Annotated in this window: 19 protein-coding genes; 9 read left to right on the forward strand and 10 right to left on the reverse strand. The window is 60.1% G+C overall.

Annotated features, from left to right (window positions below):
- The first annotated feature begins 122 nt into the window (after positions 1-122).
- The 4 genes from J3349_RS06120 (at position 123) to J3349_RS06135 (ending at position 4,991) form a co-directional block, all read left to right on the forward strand.
- Positions 123-1,526: an MATE family efflux transporter gene (locus tag J3349_RS06120; RefSeq protein WP_207676781.1), complete on the forward strand. Its 1,404-nt coding sequence runs from the start codon at positions 123-125 to the stop codon at positions 1,524-1,526.
- 21 nt (positions 1,527-1,547) lie between these two features.
- Positions 1,548-2,249, forward strand: coding sequence for a DUF308 domain-containing protein (locus J3349_RS06125; protein WP_207676782.1), 702 nt, complete (start codon positions 1,548-1,550; stop codon positions 2,247-2,249).
- Between the two features lie 283 nt (positions 2,250-2,532).
- Positions 2,533-3,942, forward strand: coding sequence for an FAD-dependent protein (locus J3349_RS06130; protein WP_158402127.1), 1,410 nt, complete (start codon positions 2,533-2,535; stop codon positions 3,940-3,942).
- Between the two features lie 251 nt (positions 3,943-4,193).
- The gene (locus tag J3349_RS06135; RefSeq protein ID WP_207676783.1) at positions 4,194-4,991 is read left to right on the forward strand and encodes a MurR/RpiR family transcriptional regulator; all 798 of its coding nucleotides are present in this window, start codon (positions 4,194-4,196) and stop codon (positions 4,989-4,991) included.
- 225 nt (positions 4,992-5,216) lie between these two features.
- Here J3349_RS06135 and J3349_RS06140 read toward each other — a convergent pair whose 3' ends face one another.
- Both J3349_RS06140 and J3349_RS06145 read right to left on the reverse strand, forming a co-directional pair.
- Positions 5,217-5,723: a GNAT family N-acetyltransferase gene (locus tag J3349_RS06140; RefSeq protein WP_098922424.1), complete on the reverse strand. Its 507-nt coding sequence runs from the start codon at positions 5,721-5,723 to the stop codon at positions 5,217-5,219.
- Positions 5,724-5,885: 162 nt separating this feature from the next.
- Positions 5,886-7,901, reverse strand: coding sequence for an AAA family ATPase (locus tag J3349_RS06145; protein ID WP_207676784.1), 2,016 nt, complete (start codon positions 7,899-7,901; stop codon positions 5,886-5,888).
- A gap of 135 nt (positions 7,902-8,036) precedes the next feature.
- On the opposite strand from J3349_RS06145, the gene pulA reads away from it, so the two are divergent.
- Positions 8,037-9,986 carry a type I pullulanase gene (gene pulA / locus J3349_RS06150; RefSeq protein ID WP_207676785.1) on the forward strand — a complete coding sequence of 650 codons (1,950 nt, stop codon included), beginning with the start codon at positions 8,037-8,039 and terminating at the stop codon, positions 9,984-9,986.
- A 51-nt stretch (positions 9,987-10,037) separates the two neighbouring features.
- On the opposite strand, the gene J3349_RS06155 is transcribed toward pulA, so the two are convergent.
- Positions 10,038-11,453: a trypsin-like peptidase domain-containing protein gene (locus J3349_RS06155; protein WP_207676786.1), complete on the reverse strand. Its 1,416-nt coding sequence runs from the start codon at positions 11,451-11,453 to the stop codon at positions 10,038-10,040.
- 307 nt (positions 11,454-11,760) lie between these two features.
- Here J3349_RS06155 and J3349_RS06160 point away from each other — a divergent pair, with 307 nt between their 5' ends.
- From J3349_RS06160 to J3349_RS06170, 3 genes are all read left to right on the forward strand, one after another.
- Positions 11,761-12,618, forward strand: coding sequence for a GNAT family N-acetyltransferase (locus J3349_RS06160; protein ID WP_207676787.1), 858 nt, complete (start codon positions 11,761-11,763; stop codon positions 12,616-12,618).
- Between the two features lie 150 nt (positions 12,619-12,768).
- A complete protein-coding gene (locus J3349_RS06165) occupies positions 12,769-14,373 on the forward strand; it encodes a peptide chain release factor 3 (RefSeq protein WP_158395355.1) in 1,605 nt (534 codons plus the stop codon).
- Between the two features lie 140 nt (positions 14,374-14,513).
- Complete coding sequence (locus J3349_RS06170; protein WP_207676788.1) at positions 14,514-15,497, forward strand: aldo/keto reductase; 984 nt, start codon at positions 14,514-14,516, stop codon at positions 15,495-15,497.
- A 92-nt stretch (positions 15,498-15,589) separates the two neighbouring features.
- Here J3349_RS06170 and J3349_RS06175 read toward each other — a convergent pair whose 3' ends face one another.
- From J3349_RS06175 to gpr, 7 genes are all read right to left on the reverse strand, one after another.
- The gene (locus J3349_RS06175) at positions 15,590-15,940 is read right to left on the reverse strand and encodes a DUF6054 family protein (protein ID WP_207676789.1); all 351 of its coding nucleotides are present in this window, start codon (positions 15,938-15,940) and stop codon (positions 15,590-15,592) included.
- Between the two features lie 35 nt (positions 15,941-15,975).
- Positions 15,976-17,280 carry a M23 family metallopeptidase gene (locus tag J3349_RS06180; RefSeq protein WP_207676790.1) on the reverse strand — a complete coding sequence of 435 codons (1,305 nt, stop codon included), beginning with the start codon at positions 17,278-17,280 and terminating at the stop codon, positions 15,976-15,978.
- 121 nt (positions 17,281-17,401) lie between these two features.
- Positions 17,402-17,623: a phosphatase gene (locus tag J3349_RS06185; protein WP_149793981.1), complete on the reverse strand. Its 222-nt coding sequence runs from the start codon at positions 17,621-17,623 to the stop codon at positions 17,402-17,404.
- Positions 17,624-17,766: 143 nt separating this feature from the next.
- Positions 17,767-18,810, reverse strand: coding sequence for an A/G-specific adenine glycosylase (gene mutY, locus J3349_RS06190; RefSeq protein ID WP_207676791.1), 1,044 nt, complete (start codon positions 18,808-18,810; stop codon positions 17,767-17,769).
- Positions 18,811-18,989: 179 nt separating this feature from the next.
- Positions 18,990-20,378 carry an asparagine--tRNA ligase gene (gene asnS / locus J3349_RS06195; RefSeq protein WP_015564447.1) on the reverse strand — a complete coding sequence of 463 codons (1,389 nt, stop codon included), beginning with the start codon at positions 20,376-20,378 and terminating at the stop codon, positions 18,990-18,992.
- A 351-nt stretch (positions 20,379-20,729) separates the two neighbouring features.
- Positions 20,730-21,857, reverse strand: a complete 1,128-nt coding sequence (locus J3349_RS06200) for a stage II sporulation protein P (RefSeq protein ID WP_207676792.1) — start codon at positions 21,855-21,857, stop codon at positions 20,730-20,732.
- Positions 21,858-21,911: 54 nt separating this feature from the next.
- Positions 21,912-22,691: a GPR endopeptidase gene (gene gpr, locus J3349_RS06205; RefSeq protein ID WP_207676793.1), complete on the reverse strand. Its 780-nt coding sequence runs from the start codon at positions 22,689-22,691 to the stop codon at positions 21,912-21,914.
- A 178-nt stretch (positions 22,692-22,869) separates the two neighbouring features.
- Here gpr and rpsT point away from each other — a divergent pair, with 178 nt between their 5' ends.
- Entirely contained in the window at positions 22,870-23,130 is a 261-nt protein-coding gene (gene rpsT, locus J3349_RS06210) for a 30S ribosomal protein S20 (protein WP_207676794.1), read from the forward strand.
- Positions 23,131-23,309 lie beyond the last annotated feature (179 nt).

Genomic DNA, 23,309 nt, shown 5'->3' on the forward strand with positions numbered 1-23,309 from the left:
CGCCCCGGAAGGGGCAAAATAAATAATGATGCTGCGTGGGTGGGGTGCTTTTGCGCTCTGCCCACGTTTGCGGCATAGAAGAACTTTGCATCCCCAAGTCATCAACATCAAAAGGAGAAATCGTGGAAAACAAGCAGTCCTTATCCTCTCCCGCCGGTGAGCGGGAAAACATCATGGGTACCATGGACATCAACCCTCTGCTCATCAAGCTCAGCGTGCCGATGATGGTATCCATGCTGGTGCAGGCCCTCTACAACGTGGTGGACTCGATTTTCGTGTCCCACGTCAGCGAGAGCGCTCTGACCGCCGTTTCGCTGGCGTTCTCTTTGCAGAACGTCATGATCGCCGTGGGCGTCGGCACCGGCGTGGGCGTCAACGCCCTGCTGTCCAAGAGCCTCGGCGAAAAGAACCAGGAACGGGCCAATAAGACCGCCGAGAACGGCATCTTCCTGTCCCTGTGCAGCTACGCCGTCTTCCTCGTCATCGGCCTCACCTGCATGAAACCCTACTTCTACGCACAGACTTCGGACATGGACATCGCCCGGCAGGGCATCCAGTATCTGCAGCTCTGCTGCGTGCTCAGCCTCGGTCTCTTTACCCAGACCATGGGCGAAAAACTGCTGGCCGCCACCGGCCGCACCCATCTGAGCATGATAAGCCAGCTGGTGGGCGCTGTCGTGAACATCGTTCTCGACCCCATCTTCATCTTCGGCTACTGCGGCGAGGCCCTGTCCGGCACCACCGGCGCTGCCGCGGCCACCGTCATCGGCCAGTTCTGCGGCGCGGGCATGACGCTGTACTTCAACCTCAATAAGAACCCCGACATCCAGATCAGCTTCCGGGGCTTCCGGCCCAGCGCAAAGGCCATCGGCCGCATCTACACCGTCGGCCTGCCCAGCATCGCCATGCAGTGCGTGGGCAGCGTGATGACCTTCTTCATGAACCAGATCCTGATGGCCTTCTCGGCCACGGCTGTCGCCGTCTTCGGCGTTTACTTCAAGCTGCAGAGCTTCGTGTTCATGCCCATCTTCGGTATGAACAACGGCATGGTCCCCATCATCAGCTACAACTACGGCGCACGGAAGCCGGAGCGGGTCAAAAAGACCATCCGCCTCTCAGTCTTCTACGCCGAGTGCATCATGCTGGTTGGCTTCTGCATCTTCCAGTTCCTGCCGGATAAGCTGCTGGGCCTCTTTGCCGCCAGCGACGCCATGCTGGCCATCGGCGTCCCGGCGCTGCGCATCATCTGCCCCCACTTCCTGCTGGCGGGTGCCGGCATCGTGCTGAGCTCGGTGTTCCAGGCGCTGGGCAACGGCGTGTTCAGCCTGACCGTCTCCATCTGCCGTCAGCTGGTGGTGCTCATCCCCGCTGCATGGCTGCTGAGCCGCACCGGCGAGGTGAACATGGTCTGGTGGGCCTTCATCATCGCGGAGGTGGTCAGCCTTGCGCTGAGCCTCGTTTTCATGGCCCGCATCAACCATACCGTCATCGTCCCGCTCTCCGAAAAGCAGGACGCAGCTGTATAACCTGAAAGGAACGTGAACTCTATGGCAAAAAAGCTGAAGTGGAACCTTATCCTCATGAGCCTGCTCTATCTGGCGCTGGGCATCTTCCTGCTGATGGTGCCTGGCACGGCCCTCAACGTGGTCTGCTACGCGCTGGGCGGCGTGGTGCTGGCCTGCGCGGCAGTGCAGCTGGTGCGGTATTTTGTCGTAGAGCGCGGCGTGTTCCAGAGCCAGCTCACCCTCATCTCGGGGCTTGTCTGTCTGGCGCTGGGCGCATTCCTCATCATCCGCAGCGATGTGGTGGTGCGGGTGCTGCCCATCGTGTTTGGCCTGTTCGTCATCTTTGACAGTCTGGGCCGCATCCAGAACGCTCTCGAGCTGCGCCGGTGCGAGTATTCGAGCTGGAAGGTTTTTCTGCTGCTGGCCGTGCTCAGCGTCGTGCTGGGCATCGTGATGGTGGTGGACCCCTTCGGCACCATGGAGACGCTGGTGATGGCCATCGGCCTCATCCTCATTCTGGAAGGCGCACTGAACCTGCTGAGCGCCCTGTACACCATGCTGGCCGTCCGGCGCTTTATAAAGCTGCATCCGGAGACCCAGTCCATGCTGGAAGCCATTACCGGCCAAGATCTGAACGGCGACGGCGTCATCGCCCCGGATGTCTCCCACGCAGATGTGGAGTCCACCGCTGTGGAGCTCGACTATGTGGATGAGAGCGCCGAGGTGGAGCAGGAGGAGGAATAACCTCTCCGTCATCGCTGCGCGATGCCACCTCTCCGAGAGGCCCTGGCGTTCCTCTGCGCTTCTCGTAAAACATCGTAAGACTGACCTCTTTGCCAAAGGCTCCCCTCGGTAGGGGCAACAACGACGACCGCCGCCAGTGGCGGAAACAGGGAGTCGTTGTTGGGGCAGCGGCCAGCAAGACGCGCGCAATGCGCAGCGGATGCTGGGTGCCGCAACCCGGCCTTGTCGAGCGTTAGCGAGACTGAGAGGTTTTATCAATTCAACATAAAGGATAAAAAGAGTTATGGAAAAGTACGATCTCATCATCGTTGGTGCCGGCCCTGCCGGCATCTTCACCGCTGTGGAGCTGCTGCGCCGCGGCAGCAAGAAGCACATCCTGCTGGTGGAAAAAGGTAAGCCGGTGGAAAAGCGCCACTGCCCCAAGGCCGAGATCGGCCACTGCGTCAACTGCCGCCCCACCTGCGCCATCACCACCGGCTTCTCCGGTGCAGGCGCCTTCTCCGACGGCAAGCTGAGCCTCTCCTATGAGGTCGGCGGCGACCTGCCCAGCCTCATCGGCGAAGAGTTTGCACAGGAGCTCATCGACTACACCGACAAGATCTACCTCGAGTTCGGCGCTGACCCCCATGTGGAGGGCATCTACACCGGCGAGGACATCAAGGAGATCCGCAAGAACGCCATCCACGCCGGTCTGAAGCTGGTGGACTGCCCCATCCGCCACCTCGGCACCGAGAAGGCACAGCAGCTCTATCTCGCCATCCAGAACTATCTGGCTGACAACGGCGTGGAGATGCTCTTCTCCACCGAGTGCGAGAACATCATCCTCGAAGACGAGGAGTGCAAGGGCGTGCTGCTGCGTCAGGGCGACGGAGAGCCCCGCGCCGTCTACGGCGACACCGTGGTCATCGGCACCGGCCGCCGCGGCGCAGACTGGCTTGAGAAAATTTGTGCAGAGCACCATATCGCCCACAAGCCTGGCACCGTGGACATCGGTGTCCGCGTCGAGTGCCGCAACGAGGTCATGGAAAAGGTGAACAAGGTGCTGTATGAGTCCAAGCTCATCGGCTATCCGAAGCCCTGGAAGAACAAGGTCCGCACCTTCTGCCAGAACCCCGGCGGCTTCGTGGCACAGGAGAACTACGACAACGACCTGGCCGTGGTCAATGGCCACAGCTTCAAGGAGAAGAAGAGCGAGAACACCAACCTCGCCATCCTCGTCTCCCACAACTTCACCGAGCCCTTCAACCAGCCCATCGCCTACGCCCAGAAGGTGGGCGAGCTGACCAATATGCTGGGCGCAGGCCACATCATGGTGCAGCGCTACGGCGACATCCTCGACGGCAAGCGCACCTGGGCGAAGGAGCTGGCCCAGTCCAACGTCAAGCCCACCCTGAAGGACGCTGTGGCCGGCGACATCACCGCCGCCATGCCCTACCGCGCCATGACCAACATCATCGAGTTCATCAAGATGCTGGATATGGTCGTCCCCGGCTTCGCCGCCAACGAGACCCTGCTGTACAGCCCTGAGCTGAAGTTCTACTCCAACAAGGTCAAGATGGACTCGAACCTCGACACCAACATCAAGGGCCTGCACTGCCTCGGCGACTCTTCCGGCTGGACCCGTGGCCTGATGATGGCCTCCGTCATGGGCGTGCTGATGGGCCGCAAGCTGGCTGAGAAGGAAGGCTGCTGAAACGTCTTTCTGCACTAAGCTGCGCTGAATATTTGGTTCCCGATGCCTCTCCGCACTCCGCGGAGGGGCATTTTTTGCGCTTCCTGCGGCAAAACTGTGCAGGATACAAAAATCGGCAGAAAAAGTCAATTTCCGTCAACCATGAAAATTTATGGGAATTTGAATTGATTTTCTTCGTTCAAACTGCTACAATCTCAAGTAGAACTCAAGAAGAAATTGTGTCTTGCGCATAATGCGAGGAGGGATCACTTATGTGCGAAGCCCCCGGAAGCGTAGTAACGCTGCTATGTTCCGGCATCCAGCTTTACAGCGCCGAGAGGCGCATTGCGGACTGCATCCTTGCAGATGTAAAGCGGGCGTCGATGTGTACGTCAGCAGAACTGGCCCGGCTGAGCTGTTCGTCCGAGGCCACCATCACCCGGCTGTGCCACAAACTGGGATTCGAGAACTACCGCAAATTCCAGCTGGCGCTGGCACGGGACGCCATGGAGCAGCAGGAAGCCCAGCGTATGCGGGACGAAGGGCAGGACGAGCTGCATCAGGCACTTCTGAACATTCTGGCAAACCGCGAAGAGGAGCTGCGGGCCACCATTCAGGCCATTGATACCCGCCAGCTGCGGCAGATACTCTCTCTGCTGCGCAGCTGCGAGGTCATGGAGGTGGTCTCTGAGGGCGGCGGCCTGCCGGTGGCCTTCGATGCCTCCATCCGGTTCAGCCACCTGGGCAAGCGGTGCGTTTCCAGCGCAGTCCACGAGAAGAACCTTGCCTTTGCTCAGACGCTGACACCCAAAGACATCCTCATCGTGCTCTCGGCCTCCGGGCAGAGCGCCAGGCTGGAAGAGGTGTCCGCTGTCGCCAAAGGGCGGGATGTACCGGTGCTGGTCATCACCTGTGACAGCCACGGCCCGCTGGCCCAGCTGGCCGACTATGTGATGACGGCTTCCAACCGCGAACAGCGGCTCATCGAGGGCAGCCATGCGGCATCGCTGCTCTCGCCGAACGTCCTTATCGAAGTGCTTTACTACCTGCTGCGGATGGAAAATCTGTAAAAAACAAACGCTGGCACCTTAGCTGGTTGCTCATAAAAAAGTGAATCCGACCTATGGCTGCAATCAAAGGTCGGATTCTTTTTTTATGTTAGGGCTGGAATATCCATGGCTCCCTCTGACGCGGGAGGCTTGGATGCGGTGCAAAATCGCACATTACCGCACTACACCGAATAGTGTATAGAAGTGCGCCCTTACTGTTTGACAAATTGGAATTGATTTTCCTTTTTATTTCTTAGTATCAATCCAAATGAAAACTCTCTCGTCAGTTCTTTCAGTAACAACACCTCCGTTTGCTATTGCCACAGCTTGAGATGCTATGTTATCTAAAAGAATGGTTACTAACACTTTATCTATTCCCATTTCTTTCGCTTCATTAAGCAATAATCTCAGCAGTTCTTTTCCATATCCTTTTCCACGAAACGCTGGTGCAATTCCGTACCCGATATTTCCTCCTGCTTTTCTCAGTGCCTCAGTCAAAAAATGTCTGACAGAACCAAATCCAACCGGAATACCATCAGCATATAGCCAAAAAGTTGTAGAAGGCACTTTCCAACCATCTACAATCCCTTCTTGCTCAGAATCCCTCTGTTTTACAATCAGCCATTCTTTATACTCATCAAATGTTAATCCGTTGGCTTTGTTAATTAATCCATTTTCTTCAGCAGGGATCTCTTGCAGCATTGTGTAAATATCTAAGCCATCATCAACTGACAATCTTTTTAATTCCAACATTATTTTCAATTCTCCTTAATCAAATAAACTCAAGTTTATCAGTCTGTTTAATCATATCATATGGCTTCAATGTACGTCAAGAACAATCCCGGCAGACATTACTGCCGGGATTGATGCTGTTTTATGGACATCTACATTTCGTGCCAGCGTTTGTTTTTATCATCAAAGCTCCAGATCACTGGGCAGGATGACATCCAGCTCCGCCGCAGGCTCTGCCACGAGGCGGCGGCTCTGGTTGAAGATGGCCTTTTCCAGCGTGTTGCGGGCGAGACGTCCGTTGCCCGCCGTGCGGGCATCCTCTGCCTGGCGGCGCTCGTAGTAGCCCCGCAGCGGTTCCGTGCAGCTCTCGGCCAGCCTGTAGCCCTTGCCCCTCGCCAGCACATTCGTGATGTCCAGCAGCTCATCGGCGGTGTAGTCCGGGAACTCTATCTTGTTCGGGAAGCGGCTGGCAAGGCCGCTGTTGGCGGTCAGGAACGTCTCCATCTCCCTGGTGTAGCCCGCAAGGATGACCACCAGCTCGTCGCGGTGGTCTTCCATCCCCTTCACCAGCGTGTCGATGGCCTCAAGGCCGAAGCTGTCCTGCTCGCCCCGGTAGAGGCTGTAGGCCTCGTCGATGAAAAGGACGCCGCCCAGCGCGCTCTGAATGACGCTGTTGGTCAGGGGGGCGGTGTGGCCGGTGTAGCGGCCCACGAGGTCTCCCCGGCTCACCTCCACCAGCTGCCCGCCCTTGAGGGCGCCGATGACCTTGAGGTACTTTGCCACGAGCCGGGCGATGGTGGTCTTGCCGGTGCCGGGGTTGCCGGTGAAGATCATGTGCATCGAGAGGCTGGCGGTCTTGAGGCCCGCCGCCGCACGGCGCTGCTGCACCTGAATGTTATCGGCAAGACCGAAGACGTATTCCTTCACCGGTGCAAGACCCACGAGGTCGTTCAGCTCTTTCCTGATTTCTTCCACTGCGCCGGTATAGGCGGCGGGCAGCAGGTCGAAGAGCTTCTGGGGTCCGGCGTCGTTGAGGGCAAAGTCCAGGCCGTCCTCCCGGGCAGTCAGTGTAATCGTTCCGGTAAGCGTGGCATCTGTTTGCAGACAGTATTCGCTCAGAGCGCGGAATATCTTATCGCAGCAGGCCGAAAGCCCCGCCGCACCCTGCTTCGGGCTGCACTGGGCCGCCACATAGTCCCGCACATCCGCGCCCGCCGACAGGGTCAGGCCGAGGCGGGTCTTCACTTTTGCGGCCAGCGCGTTGAGCTGCTGGGCGGCCAGCGCGGCGAGGGCTTCCCGCGCAAAGGCGCTGGTCTCACAGACATCGCCCAGCGCCGAGACGAAGGCCGCACCGAACTTGTCAGCCAGCGCCTCCCGGCCCTTCTGGGAGAAGAAGACGAGGTACTTGCCGCAGGGGGTGATGCGGCTCACAGCCCCGGGGGCAAGCGCCGTTCCGGCGTCCACGAGGATGCCCTCCTTGTTGACAAGATACCGGCTGGACAGGGGCGCACTGCCCTTGACGGCGAGGTCTGCCAGCGTCTTCAAAAAGCCCGGGTAGCAGCTCTCGTAGTGCTCAAAGACCAGGATCTCGCCCGGCGCATGGAGGGCGGCGTACAGATCCTGCAAAAAGAGCTTTTCGGCCCCCGAGTTGGGGTAAAGCGCCAGATCCATAACGGCCAGCTTATCGCTCTGCAAAAGACCCCGGACGGCCATGCAGCGGGCCGTCTCCGTCAGAGTGAAATGCCGCCCCGTGCCGGGCGCACCGCAGAGCAGGATGACGTTCCGGGCCGTGGGGGCCTCCGTCCCCAGCACGAAAGGCCGGCGCATCGCCCGCACGACGCCGTCTACGAAGGCGTCCTGCCCCAGCACTGTCTTTTTCACCTCAGCGGCCAGCCCTTCGAAGCTGCCCAGATGCTCCTGTTTGGCTTCGGTGGTTCCTTTGGCCAGCAGGCCGTCGGCCTCCATATCCTCAAGCATCTTCCGGCTCTGGGCCAGCGCCTCCTGTGTGGTGTCTCTGCGCAGCTCGGCGTTCTGTTTTTTCAGCATTTCGTCCAGCTTTTTCTGCTGCTCGAGCAGGGCTGCGTTCATATCGGGCAGACCGGGCTTTTCCGGCGGCGTTTTCTGCGTATCAAAGTGTAGTTTTCCTCCCGGGCCGAACACTCCGTTCATCAAGTTCTCCCAATCGTCGGTGTATGCCATCTGCCTGCCTCCGTCCTGCGTTTTTTCCCAGTATAGTGTACTTTGCCCCCTTTTGCAAGAAAAGTCTTGAAAATCCACGGGCAGGCGGGTACACTAATTTTATATTGATTTGATATGCGAAGGGAATGGAACGAAATGAAAACGCCCGCAGAGTGGAAAACGCTGTTCGAGAGCAGCGCCTTTGCACGGCAGACAAACTACAGCGGCCCTCTGGGGCCGGAATATAACCCCTCCGGCACCCGGCTCCGGCTCTGGGCGCCCACGGCGCAGAAGGTATCAGTCAATCTCTACCGCCGGGGCGACGGCGGGGCCTGCATGGGGACCCTGCCGCTGGAACAGCACGGGCAGGGCGTCTGGTCGGTCTATCTGCCCGGCGACCAGCACGGACATTACTATACCTTTACCGTCGAGGTGGACGGCACAGCATACGAGACGGGCGACCCCTACGCCCGGACGGCAGGCGTCAACGGCCTGCGGAGCATGATTTTAGACGCGCCCCGCATCGACCCGCCCGACTGGAACCACGACCACCGGGTCATCGTCCCAGCCTCCCGCCGGACGGTGTGGGAGGTCAGCGTCCGTGACTTCTCGCAAGACCCGGCCTGCGGCGTTCGGAATGCATGGCGGGGCAAATTCATGGCCTTTACCCAGAAGGGAACCACCCTTTCTTCCGCCGGCACCTTCCCCACCTGCCTCGACTACCTCAAGCGGCTGGGAGTGGGCTATGTGCAGCTGATGCCCATCTTCGACTTCGGCAGTGTGGACGAGAGCCGCCCCCTCACCCGGCAGTACAACTGGGGCTACGACCCCACCAACTACAACGTCCCCGAGGGCAGCTACTCCACCGACCCCACGAAAGGCGAAGTCCGGGTGCGGGAGTGCAAGGAGATGATAGCCGCCCTCCACGCGGCGGGCATCGGCGTCATCATGGACGTGGTGTACAATCATATGTACCGCAGCGAGAACCCGCTGAACAGCACGGTGCCTTATTATTTCTTCCGGCAGAACCCGGACGGCAGCTTCTCCAACGGCAGCGGCTGCGGCAACGAGTTTGCCAGTGAGCGGCCCATGGCCCGGAAATACCTCATCGACTCGGTGCTCTACTGGGCGCAGGAATATCACATCGACGGCTTCCGCTTCGACCTCATGGGCCTCTATGACGTGGACACCATGAACGAACTGCGGGCCGCGCTGGACGCTCTTCCGGGCGGCAGAAGCATCCTGATGTACGGTGAGCCATGGCAGGGCGGCGGGAGCCAGCTCCACCGGTACGAGGCCAACAAGGCGAACCTCGCCATGCTGTCCGAGCGCATCGGCGTCTTCTGCGACAACACCCGCGACGTCATCAAGGGCGGCTGTTTTGACGCCCGAGAGCCGGGTTACGTCGAGGGCAAACCGGGCAGCTTCTGGGACATCGGCGGGGCCGTGGCCGCGTGGTGCCGCAGCGACAAACTGCCCGCCCATTCGCCCTCCCAAATCGTCAGCTATGTGTCCGCCCACGACAATTTCACTCTCTGGGATAAGCTGATGCTCGTCCGGTACGCCCGTCCCGAGTACACTGCCGCCGACTCGGCGGCGCTGGCCCAGAACCGGCTGGCGGCGGGCATCTATCTCACCTGCATGGGGATGCCCTTCATGCAGGCCGGCGAGGAGTTCGCCCGCACCAAAAAAGGTCAGGGCAACACCTACCGCTCTTCGCCCTCCCTCAACCGTCTGGACTGGAAGCGGGCCGCACAGTTCCACGGACTGGTGGACTATTACCGGGGCCTGCTGGGCCTGCGGGCGCAGTTCCCCCGCCTGAGCGCCTCGGATGCGGCCAGCCCGGCGGCTATCAAGTTTTTCTCGCTGGAACAGCCCCTCGTGGGCTGGACTTTGCCCGCCGCACCCGGCGACGGCGCGGCATGGCGGGCGCTCTGCGTCTTTTACAATCCCACGGAAGAAGAAAAACGGGTCCATCTGCCCGACGGCCAGTGGAAATTGCTGAGCGACGGCGTATCGTCTGCGCTCTGGAAAGGCCCCAGCCGGGTCTGCGGCGGCGAAGTGACACTGCTGCCATACAGTGCAACGATTTTCGGCCAGGTATAAAAAAAAGCGGCCCGCCGCTTTACGCGGCGAGCCACCCAATCATGTCCTGATTTAGCCCTGCGGGTTCTGCTGAGGTGCAGACTCGGCAGACTTCTCCTGACGAGATGCGCCGTTGGTGCCATTGCCGCTGTTGGAGGCGTTCTTTTCGCCCAGCGTCAGGCTGACAGTCTGCATCTGACCGTCGCGGGCGACGGTGATGGACAGGGTATCACCGGCAGAGTGCTCCTGCATCAGGGTGCCAAGGTCGGTCTTCTGGGCTACCTCGGTGTTGTCGATGCTGACGATGCGGTCGCCGGCCTTGAGGCCCGCCTTATCGGCAGGGCCGCCGGACACGACGTCCACGACGTAGATGCCGTAGGCGTTGACGCCCAACTGTGCCGCCGTCTGTGCGTCGTTGACAGCCAGATAGGTGATGCCCATGTAGGGACGACCCGTGACGTAGCCGTTCTCCAGCAGGTCCTGCGCCACCTTGATGGCGTCGTTGATGGGGATGGCGAAGCCCAGACCCTCAGCGTCAGAGCTGGAAGACTTTGCGTTGACGATGCCGATCAGCTCGCCGTTCATGTTGAACAGGCCGCCGCCGGAGTTGCCGGGGCTGACAGAAGCATCCATCTGAATGAGGGACATGGTGTTGACAGAGCTGGAGCTCTGGATGGAGACGCTGCGGTTCAGGGCGCTGACGATGCCGCTGGTGACGGTGCCGCCCAGCTCACCCAGCGGGTTGCCCACGGCCAGCACGTTGTCGCCCACGGCCAGCTTGTCGCTGTCGCCCACGATGGCGGGGGTCAGGCCGTCGGCATCGACCTTGATGACGGCGATGTCGCTGGTGGAATCCTCGCCCACGACGGTGGCGGTGTAGTCCTTGTCGCCGATGGTGACGGTGATGTTGGACGCGCCGCTCACGACATGGTCACAGGTGAGGATGTAGCCATCCGAGCTGATGATGACGCCGCTGCCGGCGCCGCTCTCCACCTGGCTCTGGCCGTACCAGGACCACTGGGAGTAGACCACCTGCTCGGTGGTGATGACCACGACGCTGGGGCTGACGGTCTTGGCCACCTGTGCGGTGGTCATGCCGCTGGAAACAGTCGTGCCTTCGGCCGCGCTCTCAGAGTCTGCCGAAGAGCTGCTAGACCGCTCCACCTGCTGGATGATGACTTTGTTATTGCCGCCGAAGCGTGCGCCCACAAAGCCGCCCATAAAGCCCATGGCTGCGGCCAGCACCAGAGCGACGATGCTCTTTACAGCCTTGCCTGCATTCTTCTTAGGCTTCTTCGGCGCAGCAGGGGCTGTGTTCTGCGGGCCTGCGGGGGGCGGCGTTGCGCCGCCGGAAGGCTGGGTGCTCTCGCTGAAGGTAGAAGCAGTGTTTGCGGTGTTCATGCCGCTGGAACCCACATTGGGGTAGCCGGTATCACCGGCAGGATTATTGGAAGAGGAATAGTCATATTCCCATTTGTTTTCATCCATCGTGATTACTTCCTTTCTAAGGGATATGGTCGGGGGAAGAGCTTTTTCGCTCCTCTCTGGCACGGTTTTATTCTATCTGCTAATTGTGAAAATCAATCGTTTCCCCAGTGAAGAATGTGTGAAATCAGAAGTTGTTTCCATAGCCAGAGTGCGCCGGATAAACGAGATTTTTTGCCCGCAGGCAAGGCGATTTTCCGCAGCAATCCTGACGGATTGCAAGGGAAAGCAACGCAGAATGCGGTCAAAAAAGCCGTTCAGACGGTGTGCAATGGTTATGGAAACAGCTTCCAAGTCCTAAGGAGTTTCTATGAAAATCAGCGCCACTCAAACGGGCTTTGCCCTTTATAAAGAGGCCGACGTCATCGGCCAGTGCGACGTCACGCCCACCCCAAAAGGCGCGGACATCACGGCCCTGTCCGTCCTGCCCCAGTGGCGGCGGAAGGGCTACGGCTCCTACCTGTTAAAAGAGATATTGCGCCGGTTCGGCGGTTATGACCGGGAGGCCGCGACGGTGTTCACCGCGCCCCTGCCCGCCGACGAGGGCGAAGGGCTGTTCTGGCAGAAATTCGGCTTTGCGCCTGAGGATGGGCGGCTCGTCCGCCGCCGCACCCCCGATTTGACGGCGGTGCGCTTCGTGCAGGACTATCTTGCCGCCCATCTCCCCCACCCGAAGCTCTGCATCGACGCCACCTGCGGCAACGGCGGCGACACGGCGTTCCTCTGCCGCCTTGCCGGCCCGGAAGGCCGGGTGCTGGGCTTCGACATCCAGCCCGAGGCCATCACTTCCACCCGCGCCCGGCTCAAAAAGCAGGGCCTCACGGCAGAGCTTATCTGCGACAGCCACGCGAACCTCTTACAGTATGTCCGGCCCGGCACGGCGGACATCGTGATGTTCAACTTCGGCTGGCTGCCCGGGGCCGACCACAGCGTCTTCTCCACAGCAGACAGCAGCATCCCTGCGCTGGAAGCCGCCCTCGCGGCGCTGCGCGTCGGCGGCGTGCTCAGCGCCATCCTCTACAGCGGGCGCGTCATCGGCACGGACGAAAAGCAGAGCATCCTCGGCTGGCTGCGGGCTCTCCCGCTGGAAAAATATACCGTACTGGTGTGCGATTTTGCCAACTGGGCCGACACCGCGCCCCTGCCCTGCCTTGTTCTGAAAAAATAGCAAAAACTCTTGCATCCATGTGGATTTTCTGTTAAAATAAGCGTTGTATGTAATTTTATAGGAGAGTTTCCCATGTAAACAGACCCTATTGTTTGCTGATACATCCACCCGGCCCTTCGCGGGGCCGCATCTCAGGAGAACGAAACTTTTATGACAAATCGTGAAGAAATCGAGCGCCGCCGGACGTTTGCTATCATCAGCCACCCCGACGCCGGCAAAACGACGCTGACCGAAAAGCTGCTGCTGTACGGCGGAGCCATCAATCAGGCAGGCTCTGTCAAGGGCAAGCAGAGCGCAAAGCACGCCGTGTCCGACTGGATGGACATCGAGAAGCAGCGCGGCATCTCCGTCACTTCCTCTGTGCTGCAGTTCAACTACGCAGGCAAGTGCGTGAACATTCTGGATACCCCGGGCCATCAGGACTTTTCGGAGGACACCTACCGCACCCTGATGGCAGCCGACTCGGCTGTCATGGTCATCGACGCCGCAAAGGGCGTCGAGGCCCAGACCATCAAGCTGTTCAAGGTCTGCACCCTGCGCCATATCCCCATCTTCACCTTCATCAACAAGATGGACCGCGAGGCCCGCGACCCCTTCGAGCTGATGGAGAACATCGAAGAAATTCTGGGCATCAAGACCTACCCCATGAACTGGCCCATCGGCTGCGGCAAGGAGTTCAAGGGCGTGTTCGACCGCAACACCCGCAAAGTGCTTGCTTTCTCCAGCGACGGCCGCGCCAACGGCGTCAAGAAGGTCGAGGAAACCGAGGCTGAGCTGGGCGATGCCGCACTGGACGAACTGCTGACCCCCTACCTGCACCAGCAGCTGGTGGACGAAATTGAGCTTCTGGACGGTGCTGCCGAGGAATTTGACCTCGACCGCGTGCTGCGCGGCGAGCTGAGCCCCGTGTTCTTCGGCTCTGCGCTGACCAACTTCGGCGTCGAGCCCTTCCTCGAGAACTTCCTCCGCCTCACCCCCACCCCGCTGGCCCGCGTGGACAGCCTGACCGGCGAGGCCGTTGACCCCTGCCGCGATGAGTTCTCTGCCTTCATCTTCAAAATTCAGGCCAACATGAACAAGGCCCACCGCGACCGTATCGCCTTCATGCGCATCTGCTCGGGCAAGTTCGAGCGCGGCATGGAAGCCTACCACGTGCAGGAGGGCAAGAACATCAAGCTGGCCACCGGCACCCAGCTGATGGCGCAGGATCGCGCCATCGTCGATGAAGCCTACGCAGGCGACATCATCGGCCTGTTCGACCCGGGCATCTTCTCCATCGGCGACACCCTGTGTACCGGCAAGAAGAAGGTCGAGTTCGCCGGCATCCCCACCTTCTCTCCCGAGCACTTTGCCCGCATCGAGCAGAAGGACACCATGAAGCGCAAGCAGTTCGTGAAAGGCATGGAGCAGATCGCTCAGGAGGGCGCTATCCAGATCTTCCGCGAAGTGGGCGGCGGCATGGAAGAAGTCGTGGTCGGCGTCGTCGGCGTGCTGCAGCTGGAAGTGCTGGAGTACCGTCTGAACACCGAGTACAACGTCGAGATCCGGATGCAGCAGCTCCCCTTCGAGCAGCTGCGCTGGATCCAGAACGACCCCGACACCTACGTCCTGCGTGACCTCGACCTCACCAGCGACACCAAGGCCGTCGAGGACATGAAGGGCAACCGCCTGCTCCTGTTCACCTCCGATTGGGCTATCCGCTGGGCTGAAACGCACAATGAGACGTTAAAGCTGAGCGAATTTGGCAATATTTAAGTTACAGGTTCCCAAGAGCTGCTGTGCAGAAGACCTGCATGGCAGCTCTTTTTGGAATAAATCTAAAATGCAACAATATATACCAGTCAGCGACAACACCCCCCTTCGCGGGGCGCTGCCGGAAAAGAAGGTAACGATTTATGGAAAAACGTAACATTGGCAAAAGCGGCCTCTCTGCACCATTTCTGGGGCTTGGCACCTGGGCCATCGGCGGCGGCAGCTGGTGGGGCGACAACGACGACGCCCTGTCGGTAAAAGCCATCGAGACTGCCGTGGAGCAGGGCATCACCTGGATAGACACCGCCCCCATCTACGGCCTTTACCACAGCGAAGAGGTGGTGGGCGAAGCTTTGCGCCACATCGACCGGGACAAGGTCATCCTCTCCACCAAGTGCGGCCTCGAGTGGCGGCACGAAAGCCCCGTTCTCCACAAGGTGGTGGACGGCGTGCAGACCTACCGCGACCTGTCGGCCAAGAGCATCATCGAGGACGTGGAAGACAGCCTGCGCCGTCTCGGCACCGACCATCTGGACGTGCTCTACACCCACTGGCAGACGCCCGACCTGAACATCTTCCCGCTGGAAGAAACCGTCGAAGCCATGATGAAGCTCAAGGAGCAGGGAAAAATTCGTGCCATCGGCGCGTCCAACACCACCGCTGAGTTCATCCGCGGCTACTGCAAATACGGCCAGCTGGATGTCATTCAGGAAAAGTACAGCCTGCTGACCCGCCGCATCGAAAAGCAGCTGCTGCCCACCTGCAAGGAGCTGGGCGTGTCCATTCAGGCTTATTCTCCCTTGGAGCAGGGCCTGCTCACCGGCAAGGTGACCATGGACACCACCTACCCCGAGGGCAGCACCCGGAACACGAACCCCTGCTTCCAGCCCGCCCGTCGGATGCAGGCCATCCGGCTGCTGGACAGCTGGTCTGACCTCTGCGAGAAGTACCACTGCACCAAGGCGCAGCTGGTCATCGCCCTGACGGCCCGGATGATCCCCGGCCTGCACGTTCTGTGCGGCGCACGGACGCCGGAGCAGGCCATCGACAACGCCGGTGCGCTCCACATCGCACTGGAAGGCGCCGACGCCGTCCAGATGAAGTGGGACGTGGACGCCATTTCCTGAGCAAAACCGCAGATATGAAACGAGCAGAGCCTCCACCGAAAGGTAGAGGCTCTGCTCGTTTTATATCTGGATTCTTTATGATAAACTGGAATTTATCTAACTTTTCCTTGAAAGCCTAAATTCTTCAAAGCATCTTCTCCAAACTTTGCAAAGTCACTTTCTGCACCAAAAGAAAAGAAAACTTTTTTACCACCAGTGGCAATAATATCTGCACTCTGATACCCCTGATACTCGGATAACATAATTACTAAACTGGCATAACTTCCTGTTCGTAAAAACAAGTTTTCAAAAATTAATAGTAGTGTTTTGGTGTCTCCCAATTCACGTATAATTTCGTCTTTGAATTCGAACTTACGTTTATCAAATTCTTCTTTGATTTTATTTTTGATTTCATCTAATTCATATCGTTTTTTAGCATACATTTCGACTTTCTTGCTTGCCATTGAAAACGCTCCTTTCAAATTCCGATTTGCCGACCTCACCCATTCTCTTTCCAGAACAGTCCGCCGCTGGTCTGGAAGAGCAGCCACGGATTGATGCTCTTGCTGCCGAGCTTGAAGTCCATGGTCAGGTCTTCGCCCAATGCGCCCACGGCCTGCCCGCGCTCCACGCTCTGGCCCTCGCTCACCGAGAGAGCATCCAGCCCGTAGAGGTAGCTGCGCATCCCGCAGCCGTGGTCGATGACGACGGTGTTGCCGGTGAGGGCGAGGTTCCGGGCCAGCACCACGACGCCGTTGGCCGGGGCGCGGCAGGGGTCGCCCGGGATGGTGTAGAGTTTCGTGGAGTTCGATTTGCTGCCCTGCTTGCCGCCGGTGACTTTGGTCTGGCCGAAGTCCACGAGGGTCATGTAATTCTCCGCCGGGCAGGCGAAGCCGCCGCTCCACAGCTTTTCGCGGGCTGGCTGCTCATAGAGGGGCCAGACGGCGTTGCGGAACTCGGTGTTGGCAGCTTCGGAGGCTTCCGGTTCGGCTTCGATTTCAACCGTGCCGAAGTCCTTCGGGATGACGGTGATGTTCTTCACCACCGTCTCGCCGCCCACGGTAAAGGTCACTTCATGCGCACCGGCAGCGGCATTGTAGGCCGCCGGGATATAGGCGCGCCACCCGCTGCCCAGACGGACAGCCTGCACATTGCCGAGGTCTGTTTCCACCGTAGGGGCCGTCTCACCCACCATGCCGGTGAAAGCCGCGGCCACCGTGCCGCCCTGCTCCATCCGTTCGGCGGAAAGCTCCACCTCGGCGCTTGCCTGCAGCGTAAAGCGGAAAGAGTAATAATACCAACCGATGGGCTTCGCGGGCTTTTCGAGCCGGACGTCCTGCCGCAGCTCGCCGGTGCTGCCGCCCTCGAACTGGGTGGCCAGCATATTTTCCGGCAGACGCCAGACGGTCAGCTCGGCCTTATAGTCGCCGTTGGCCGGGAACAAAAAATCGTCGTAGGTGGCCGCAGTCCCCTCGAAGACCACATTGCCCGCGCTGTCGGTGATGGTCAGCGGGCCGTAGCTGTACCACTCGGGCAGAGCGAAGGCCGGGTGGGCGTCGTAGAGGACGCCAAGCTTCTGCACCGTGAGGGTGCGGGGGCTGGCGAAGACTTTATCCACCTGCCCGCCCAGCAGCGGCACCTGCCAGCACCAGCCGTTGGGCTCCAGCTCCTGCCCGGCGAACTGCACCTCAGGCGCAGGCTTCGCGCCCTCCGAGGTGAACGAATAGCTCACGCCCAGCACCGCCGCAAGCAGCACCACGACGCCCAGCGCGACGCCGATGAGCCATAACAAAAGCCGCTTCATATGTACTCTCCTCCTAAAGTTTGGGCGCAAGCGCCTGAGAGGGTATAAAAAGGCGCACCGGCACAGCCCTGTTACAGACTGCCGGTGCGCCCTTCGTCATTTTGTTCTGTTTCGGCCCGCGTTATTCGGCAGTATCCTCAGCGGGAGCAGCCTCTTCTGCAGCCTCGTCTTCGGCCTCAGCAGGCTCTTCCTCAGCGGGGGCGGCGGTATCCTCGCCGAACAGCAGACGCTCGTACTCGTCCAGCTCCTTCTCACGGCGGCGCAGATAAACAGCCACAGCAGCCAGCGCACCAGCCACAGCAGCCAGCGTTGCGATAACAGCGATCAGACAGGATTTCTTCATAGGTTCAGCACACTCCTTTTTGGTCGAACCAGCGGTCCAGCTATTTTCAGCGGTCGTTCCGCGGCACAGGCTCGGTCTATTCTGAAACTATTATACCCGGACTTCACGAAAATTACAACCAAAAAGGCAAAATTTTGCTTTTTTCAGAGTCCCAGCTTTTTCTTATACGCCTTGAATGCGCCGGGCAGGGTGTATTCGTTCTGCAGCTGTTCGCGGCTGGTCCAGACACAGCCCGCCGGAGCTTCCGCACTGCCGACGCAGACAGAATAGCCGCTCATCCGCCACTCAATGTGGCTGAAAATATGTTTTGCCGCCGGCAGAGGTTCGATGCCCTCACAGGCAAGGCCCAGCGCTTCCAGCCGGCCGCAGACTTCTTCGGCGCTGAGGGCTTCGCCCTCCCACAGAAGCGGCTGCCACAGACCGGCCAGCAGACCTTTTTCGGGCCGCTGCTGCAACAGGAAACGTCCTTCGGCGTCTTCGGCCAGCACTACCGTCACCGGCTCGATGCGCCGTGCTTTGGGCGCAGCCTTATGGGGCAGTTCCAGCGCCGTACCGGCCCTGCGGGCTTCGCACAGAGAGGCCAGCGGACACTGCTCACAGAGCGGTGCGCCGTTCGGCACACAGACCAGTGCGCCCAGCTCCATCAGAGCCTGGTTGTAGTCGCCCGCCTTCTCGGGGGGCTGATGCTCCATGACCCGGGCCGTAAAAGCTCGTTTTACCGTCGGTTCTGTAATAATGCCAGGGTCATTATACAGTCTGGAAAACACCCGCAGCACATTTCCGTCTACCGCCGGGACAGCCAGCCCGAAGCTGATGGACGCGACGGCTCCCGCTGTGTAGTCCCCGATACCGGGCAGAGCGCGGAGGGCGTCGTAGTCGGCTGGCAGCTGCCCGCCGTACTGCTCACAGACGATGCGGGCGGCCTTTTGCAGGTTGCGCACCCGGCTGTAGTAGCCCAGCCCCTCCCAGAGCTTGTGGAGCTTTTCTTCTTCGCACGCCGCCAGCGCGGGAATGTCCGGCAGGGCGGCGAGGAAGCGCTCATAATAGGGCAGCGCCGCCGAGACGCGGGTCTGCTGCAGCATGATCTCGCTGAGCCAGACGTGGTAGGGGCTGGGGTCGGTGCGGAAAGGCAGGATGCGCTGGTTCTTGTAGAACCATTCCAGCAATGCCGGGGCGATGTTTTCCACTTGTTTTGCTCTCCTTGTTGAAAATAAAAGAAAACCTCTCAGTCAAAGCCTGCGGCTTTGCCAGCTCCCCTACCGAGGGGAGCCTCTGGCGAAAAGGAAAAGTTTCCCGTTCTGCCAAAGCCTCTCCTCGTCAGGAGAGGTGGCATTGCGAAGCAATGACGGAGAGGTTGACTCACTGATTAGAAGCCGTAAGCCGTGCGGGGGAAGGGCAGCACGTCACGGATGTTCTGGATGCCCGTGAGGTACATGATCATGCGCTCGAAGCCCAGACCATAGCCTGCGTGCTCCACGCCGCCGAACTTGCGGAGGTTCAGGTACCAGTCGTAGCTGGACTTGTCCAGACCCAGCTCGTCCATACGGGTCACGAGCTTATCGTAGTCCTCCTCACGCTGGCTGCCGCCGATGAGCTCGCCGATGCCGGGAACCAGCATATCGGCTGCGGCGACGGTCTTGCCGTCGGCGTTCTGCTTCATGTAGAAGCTCTTGATCTCCTTCGGGTAGTCGGTGACGAAGACGGGCTTCTTGAACACCACCTCGGTCAGGTAGCGCTCGTGCTCGGTCTGGATGTCCACACCCCACTCCACGGGGAACTGGAACTTCTTGTTGTTCTTCTTCAGGATCTCGATGGCGTCAGTGTAGCTGATGCGGCCAAACTCGCTGTTTGCCACCAGCTCAAGGCGCTCGATGAGGCCCTTGTCGATGAACTGGTTGAAGAAAGCCATCTCATCGGGGCAGTTGTCCAGAACGTAGCGGATAACGTACTTGGTCATGGCCTCGGCGGTGTCCATGTAGCCGTTCAAATCGCAGAAAGCCATCTCCGGCTCGATCATCCAGAACTCGGCGGCGTGGCGGGTGGTAAAGCTCTTCTCCGCGCGGAAGGTGGGACCAAAGGTGTACACCTTGCCGAACGCCATTGCCATGGCCTCGGCTTCCAGCTGGCCGGAAACGGTCAGGTTGACGGGCTTCTCGAAGAAGTCCTTGGTGTAATCGACGGTGCCGTCTTCGTTCTTGGGGACGTTGTCGAGGTCGAGGGTGGTGACGCGGAACATCTCGCCGGCGCCCTCACAGTCGGAAGCGGTCAGCAGCGGAGAGTGGGCGTAGACGAAGCCGTTCTCCTGGAAGAACTTGTGGATGGCGTAAGCGGCCACGCTGCGGACGCGGAAAGCGGCGTTGAAGGTGTTGGTGCGGGGGCGCAGGGTGGGCATGGTGCGCAGATACTCCATGCTCATCTTCTTTTTCTGCAGCGGATACTCGTCGGCGGGGCAGTCGCCCAGGATCTCGACGGAATCAGCGTTCAGCTCAAAGGGCTGCTTTGCCTGCGGGGTCAGCACGATGCGGCCCACGACACGCAGGCTGCTGTACAGGCCGGTGTGGACGACCTCATCGTAGTTTGCCAGCTTGCCGGCTTCCAGCACGACCTGCAGGGTCTTGAAGCAGCCGCCATCGGACAGGGCGATGAAGCCGATGTTCTTGGAGTCGCGGATGTTCTTTGCCCAGCCGCATACGGTGACGACCGTACCATCGGCGGGGGTGTTCTTGTACAGCGAAACGATCTCAGTGCGTTCCATAGTTTTTCTCCTTATCGATTTTACAAAAGAAAAAGACAGCTTTTCTCCCTGAAAGTTCAGGGCGAACAAGCTGTCTTGTAATGTCCGCGGTGCCACCTGAATTACCGGAAGTGTCCGGTCGCTCACGCGCTCAAGTAAAAGCGCTGCTCCGTTAACGCTGAGCCTGCGGCGCACCTACTGGCGGCGCATTTTTCTCACTGCGCCCTGTTCAGTTTGCTGCTCCCGGGTGTTCGTTCACGCACCGTCCGCGCACGGCTCCCAGCTCTGCCGCGCTCTCTGTGGCGTTGTGATGCGCTACTTTTCCCAATCACTGCATTTACCAGTAAAATATAGCACTTTGCCGCCGTTTCGTCAAGTATCCGGGCCAAGCAGGGCCTGCACAAGGCCGTTGGCCGCCAGCTGCCCGGCGTAGAGGGCCTCGTTGAGGTTATTGCCGTGGCCTCCTATCTCGATGAGCAGACTGCCGGTGGTGAGGTCCTGATTATAAAAGCGGTAGCTGAACAGCACAGGCCGGGTGAAACCGGGGTACATCCCCTCCATGCTCCGCTCCCATGCGGCGGCGAAACGGAGGTTCTGCCGCCAGCCCGGCAGCCGGACGCTGCCGCCGTTGTCGCACCCGCAGATGATCATGACCTGCGCGGCCTGCCGCCCGTTCACGGTGCAGACCGGTGCCATCCGGGAACCTCCCTCTGTCTCGATGGCGTCCCGGTGGACGTCCAGCACCACCTTGATGCTGGGGTACTGGGCCAAGTACCGCTGGACGACGGCCCGGCTGTTCTCGTAGCTGCCGGTGTAACTGGGGTAGTCGTTCAGGGTCTCGTCGTGGAGAGTGTTCAGCCCGGCGGCGTTGAGGGTGTCGGCCATCACCCGGCCCACGGCACACATATTCAGGTTCGTGTCGGTGGTACGGGCGCCGTCGCCGGGCGAATACCACAGCCCCGCCGAAAGGCGGTAGTCCTCAGTGGCGTGGGTGTGCATGATGAGGATCTGCGGGTCAGGGCTGTCCTTTTCGACGCCAAAGGGCAGTGGCTCCTGTATCTCTGCTGCGATGTCCGCCGCAGTCTGTCGGGTGTTGTTCTTGATGCTGCCCGCGCCGCAGGCAACGTACTTTTCACCGCTGCCTTGCGGGTAATTTTTTTCAATCACTGCGCCCGCGCCTTCGGGCCGAGCGTCGTCACCCAGAAGCTCCACAAGATAGCTTTCGATGCCGCCTGTCGGGGCGGCGGCTTCGGGCTGAGAGGCGGCAGTCCCGGTGCTTTCAGGGGCGGCTTCGGCCACAGATGCGGCCTCCTCCTGTGCCGCGCCGGAGACGGCCTTTCGGCTCAGGGAGAGCGCCGTCTGCGCCGCCGGGACAGGCCCGGCGATGACCGCCGCCAGCCCCAGCACAACACTGTGGGCCATGATGGTCAGAGCCGCAAAAAGGGCCGCTGCGCCCAGAAAGGGCAGCAGATGGCTCTGCCCGGCCTCGCCATAGCGCATAGACTGCCCCCTCCCCTTTTGTTTTATCCATACAATATGATGGACGGCCTGGTTTTATCCCACCAGCCAGCAGAGCTGGGCGATGCTGAGCCTCGGCTGCAAGGCGCGGTTAATGGCCGCGCCCAACAGGGCGGCCCCGTGGGCGATGACGCTGTCCAGTTCTCGGGGCGTCACCACGAGGTCTTTGCCCTCCTGCGCCATCATCAGGGTGGGGATGCCCGCCGCGATCACTGGCAGGCCCAGACGGGCCGCGTCCAGATGCTTGCTGCTGCCGGGCTGGGCCGGGCAGAGGCCGGTGTCGGAGAACTGCAGCGTCCGGCCCAGACGCTGGGGTTCCGACGAGCAGAGGCTGTCCACACAGATGAGGGCCGTGGGCCGCACTTCCCGCACCAGCGCACCGGCCAGCTGCTGCAGGCTCAGACCGGTGGACGCCGAGATGCCCGGGGCCACCGCCGCCACCGGGCGGATGCCCTTCACCGGCGGACGGCCTGCGCCCATCGTAACAAAAATTTTCTGGACGGTGCGGGGGCCGAGGGCGTCGGCGGTGACCCGGCGGTTGCCCACGCCCAGCACCAGCACCGGCCCCTCCGGCGGCAGAAGCGCCCGCAGCTCGTCCGCTGCCTGCTCGATGACCTCGGCGTCCCGCTCGTCCAGCACACTGACGCTGGGGACTTCCAGCGTGACGTACCGCCCCCGGGGCTTTTCGAGGCCCTCCCGGGCGATCTCCACCCGCGTCACCGTCACGCCGCCCCGTTTTGCCGTGGCCGCGCGGACTCCGCCGGGCAGGTCAGTCGCGGCCGTGTAGAGCTCGTCCGCCATATCTGTCAAGCGCATGATTTTCCCTCTTTTCTGCTCTGTTTGCCGCCAAAAAGCCGGTTTTGGGGCCTCGCGGCACAAAAAGTATGGGAAAATCAAAACTTTTTGAAACAAAAATCGAAAAAATGCTTGCGCTGGAGCGGCAAATATGGTATCATAAGGTGCGCTGTTATAGGTAGCCAAGGAGGTGGAACGAATGCCTAACATCAAATCTCAGAAGGACCGTGTCGTGCAGGCTGTTGCAGAGCAGGCTCACAACAAGGCCATTAAGACCAACCTGAAAACAGTCGTCAAGAAGGCAGACGCTGCCATCGATGCGAATGCCGCTGACAAGGACGCAACCGTCCTGGCTGCTGTTTCCGCGATCGACAAGGCTCGCGCTAAGGGTGTCATCAAAAAGAACACCGCTAGCCGCAAGATCAGCCGTATGGCAAAGCGTGTTAACAAGAACGCTTGATCGCAGTTTGATTGACGAACAAAACCCCTGTACCGGGACCCCGGTGCGGGGGTTTTTGTTTTTTATTTTTCGGGACGGTAAAGTGAGCTTGCGCGCTTTTGGCGCGGGGTGAGTTTTATTTTATGGTCAAATGGCTTTGCGCTCCGCGCGGGCCAGAGGCAGAGCTGGTTTTTTCTTTA

Origin of the sequence: Faecalibacterium sp. Marseille-P9590 (assembly GCF_017377665.1) — a bacterium.
In the GTDB taxonomy this organism is placed as follows: Bacteria; Bacillota; Clostridia; order Oscillospirales; family Ruminococcaceae; genus Faecalibacterium.

Bases quoted from the DNA above. Each gene is read 5' to 3' on its own strand.
- J3349_RS06145 (WP_207676784.1), bottom strand. From the start codon at position 7,901: ATGGCATACACCGACGATTGGGAGAACTTGATGAACGGAGTGTTCGGC.
- rpsT (WP_207676794.1), top strand. From the start codon at position 22,870: ATGCCTAACATCAAATCTCAGAAGGACCGTGTCGTGCAGGCTGTTGCA.
- asnS (WP_015564447.1), bottom strand. From the start codon at position 20,378: ATGGAACGCACTGAGATCGTTTCGCTGTACAAGAACACCCCCGCCGAT.
- J3349_RS06185 (WP_149793981.1), bottom strand. From the start codon at position 17,623: ATGAAGAAATCCTGTCTGATCGCTGTTATCGCAACGCTGGCTGCTGTG.
- J3349_RS06175 (WP_207676789.1), bottom strand. From the start codon at position 15,940: ATGGCAAGCAAGAAAGTCGAAATGTATGCTAAAAAACGATATGAATTA.
- J3349_RS06125 (WP_207676782.1), top strand. From the start codon at position 1,548: ATGGCAAAAAAGCTGAAGTGGAACCTTATCCTCATGAGCCTGCTCTAT.
- J3349_RS06135 (WP_207676783.1), top strand. From the start codon at position 4,194: ATGTGCGAAGCCCCCGGAAGCGTAGTAACGCTGCTATGTTCCGGCATC.
- J3349_RS06155 (WP_207676786.1), bottom strand. From the start codon at position 11,453: ATGGATGAAAACAAATGGGAATATGACTATTCCTCTTCCAATAATCCT.
- J3349_RS06130 (WP_158402127.1), top strand. From the start codon at position 2,533: ATGGAAAAGTACGATCTCATCATCGTTGGTGCCGGCCCTGCCGGCATC.
- J3349_RS06160 (WP_207676787.1), top strand. From the start codon at position 11,761: ATGAAAATCAGCGCCACTCAAACGGGCTTTGCCCTTTATAAAGAGGCC.
- J3349_RS06165 (WP_158395355.1), top strand. From the start codon at position 12,769: ATGACAAATCGTGAAGAAATCGAGCGCCGCCGGACGTTTGCTATCATC.
- pulA (WP_207676785.1), top strand. From the start codon at position 8,037: ATGAAAACGCCCGCAGAGTGGAAAACGCTGTTCGAGAGCAGCGCCTTT.
- J3349_RS06180 (WP_207676790.1), bottom strand. From the start codon at position 17,280: ATGAAGCGGCTTTTGTTATGGCTCATCGGCGTCGCGCTGGGCGTCGTG.
- J3349_RS06170 (WP_207676788.1), top strand. From the start codon at position 14,514: ATGGAAAAACGTAACATTGGCAAAAGCGGCCTCTCTGCACCATTTCTG.
- J3349_RS06200 (WP_207676792.1), bottom strand. From the start codon at position 21,857: ATGCGCTATGGCGAGGCCGGGCAGAGCCATCTGCTGCCCTTTCTGGGC.
- gpr (WP_207676793.1), bottom strand. From the start codon at position 22,691: ATGCGCTTGACAGATATGGCGGACGAGCTCTACACGGCCGCGACTGAC.
- J3349_RS06140 (WP_098922424.1), bottom strand. From the start codon at position 5,723: ATGTTGGAATTAAAAAGATTGTCAGTTGATGATGGCTTAGATATTTAC.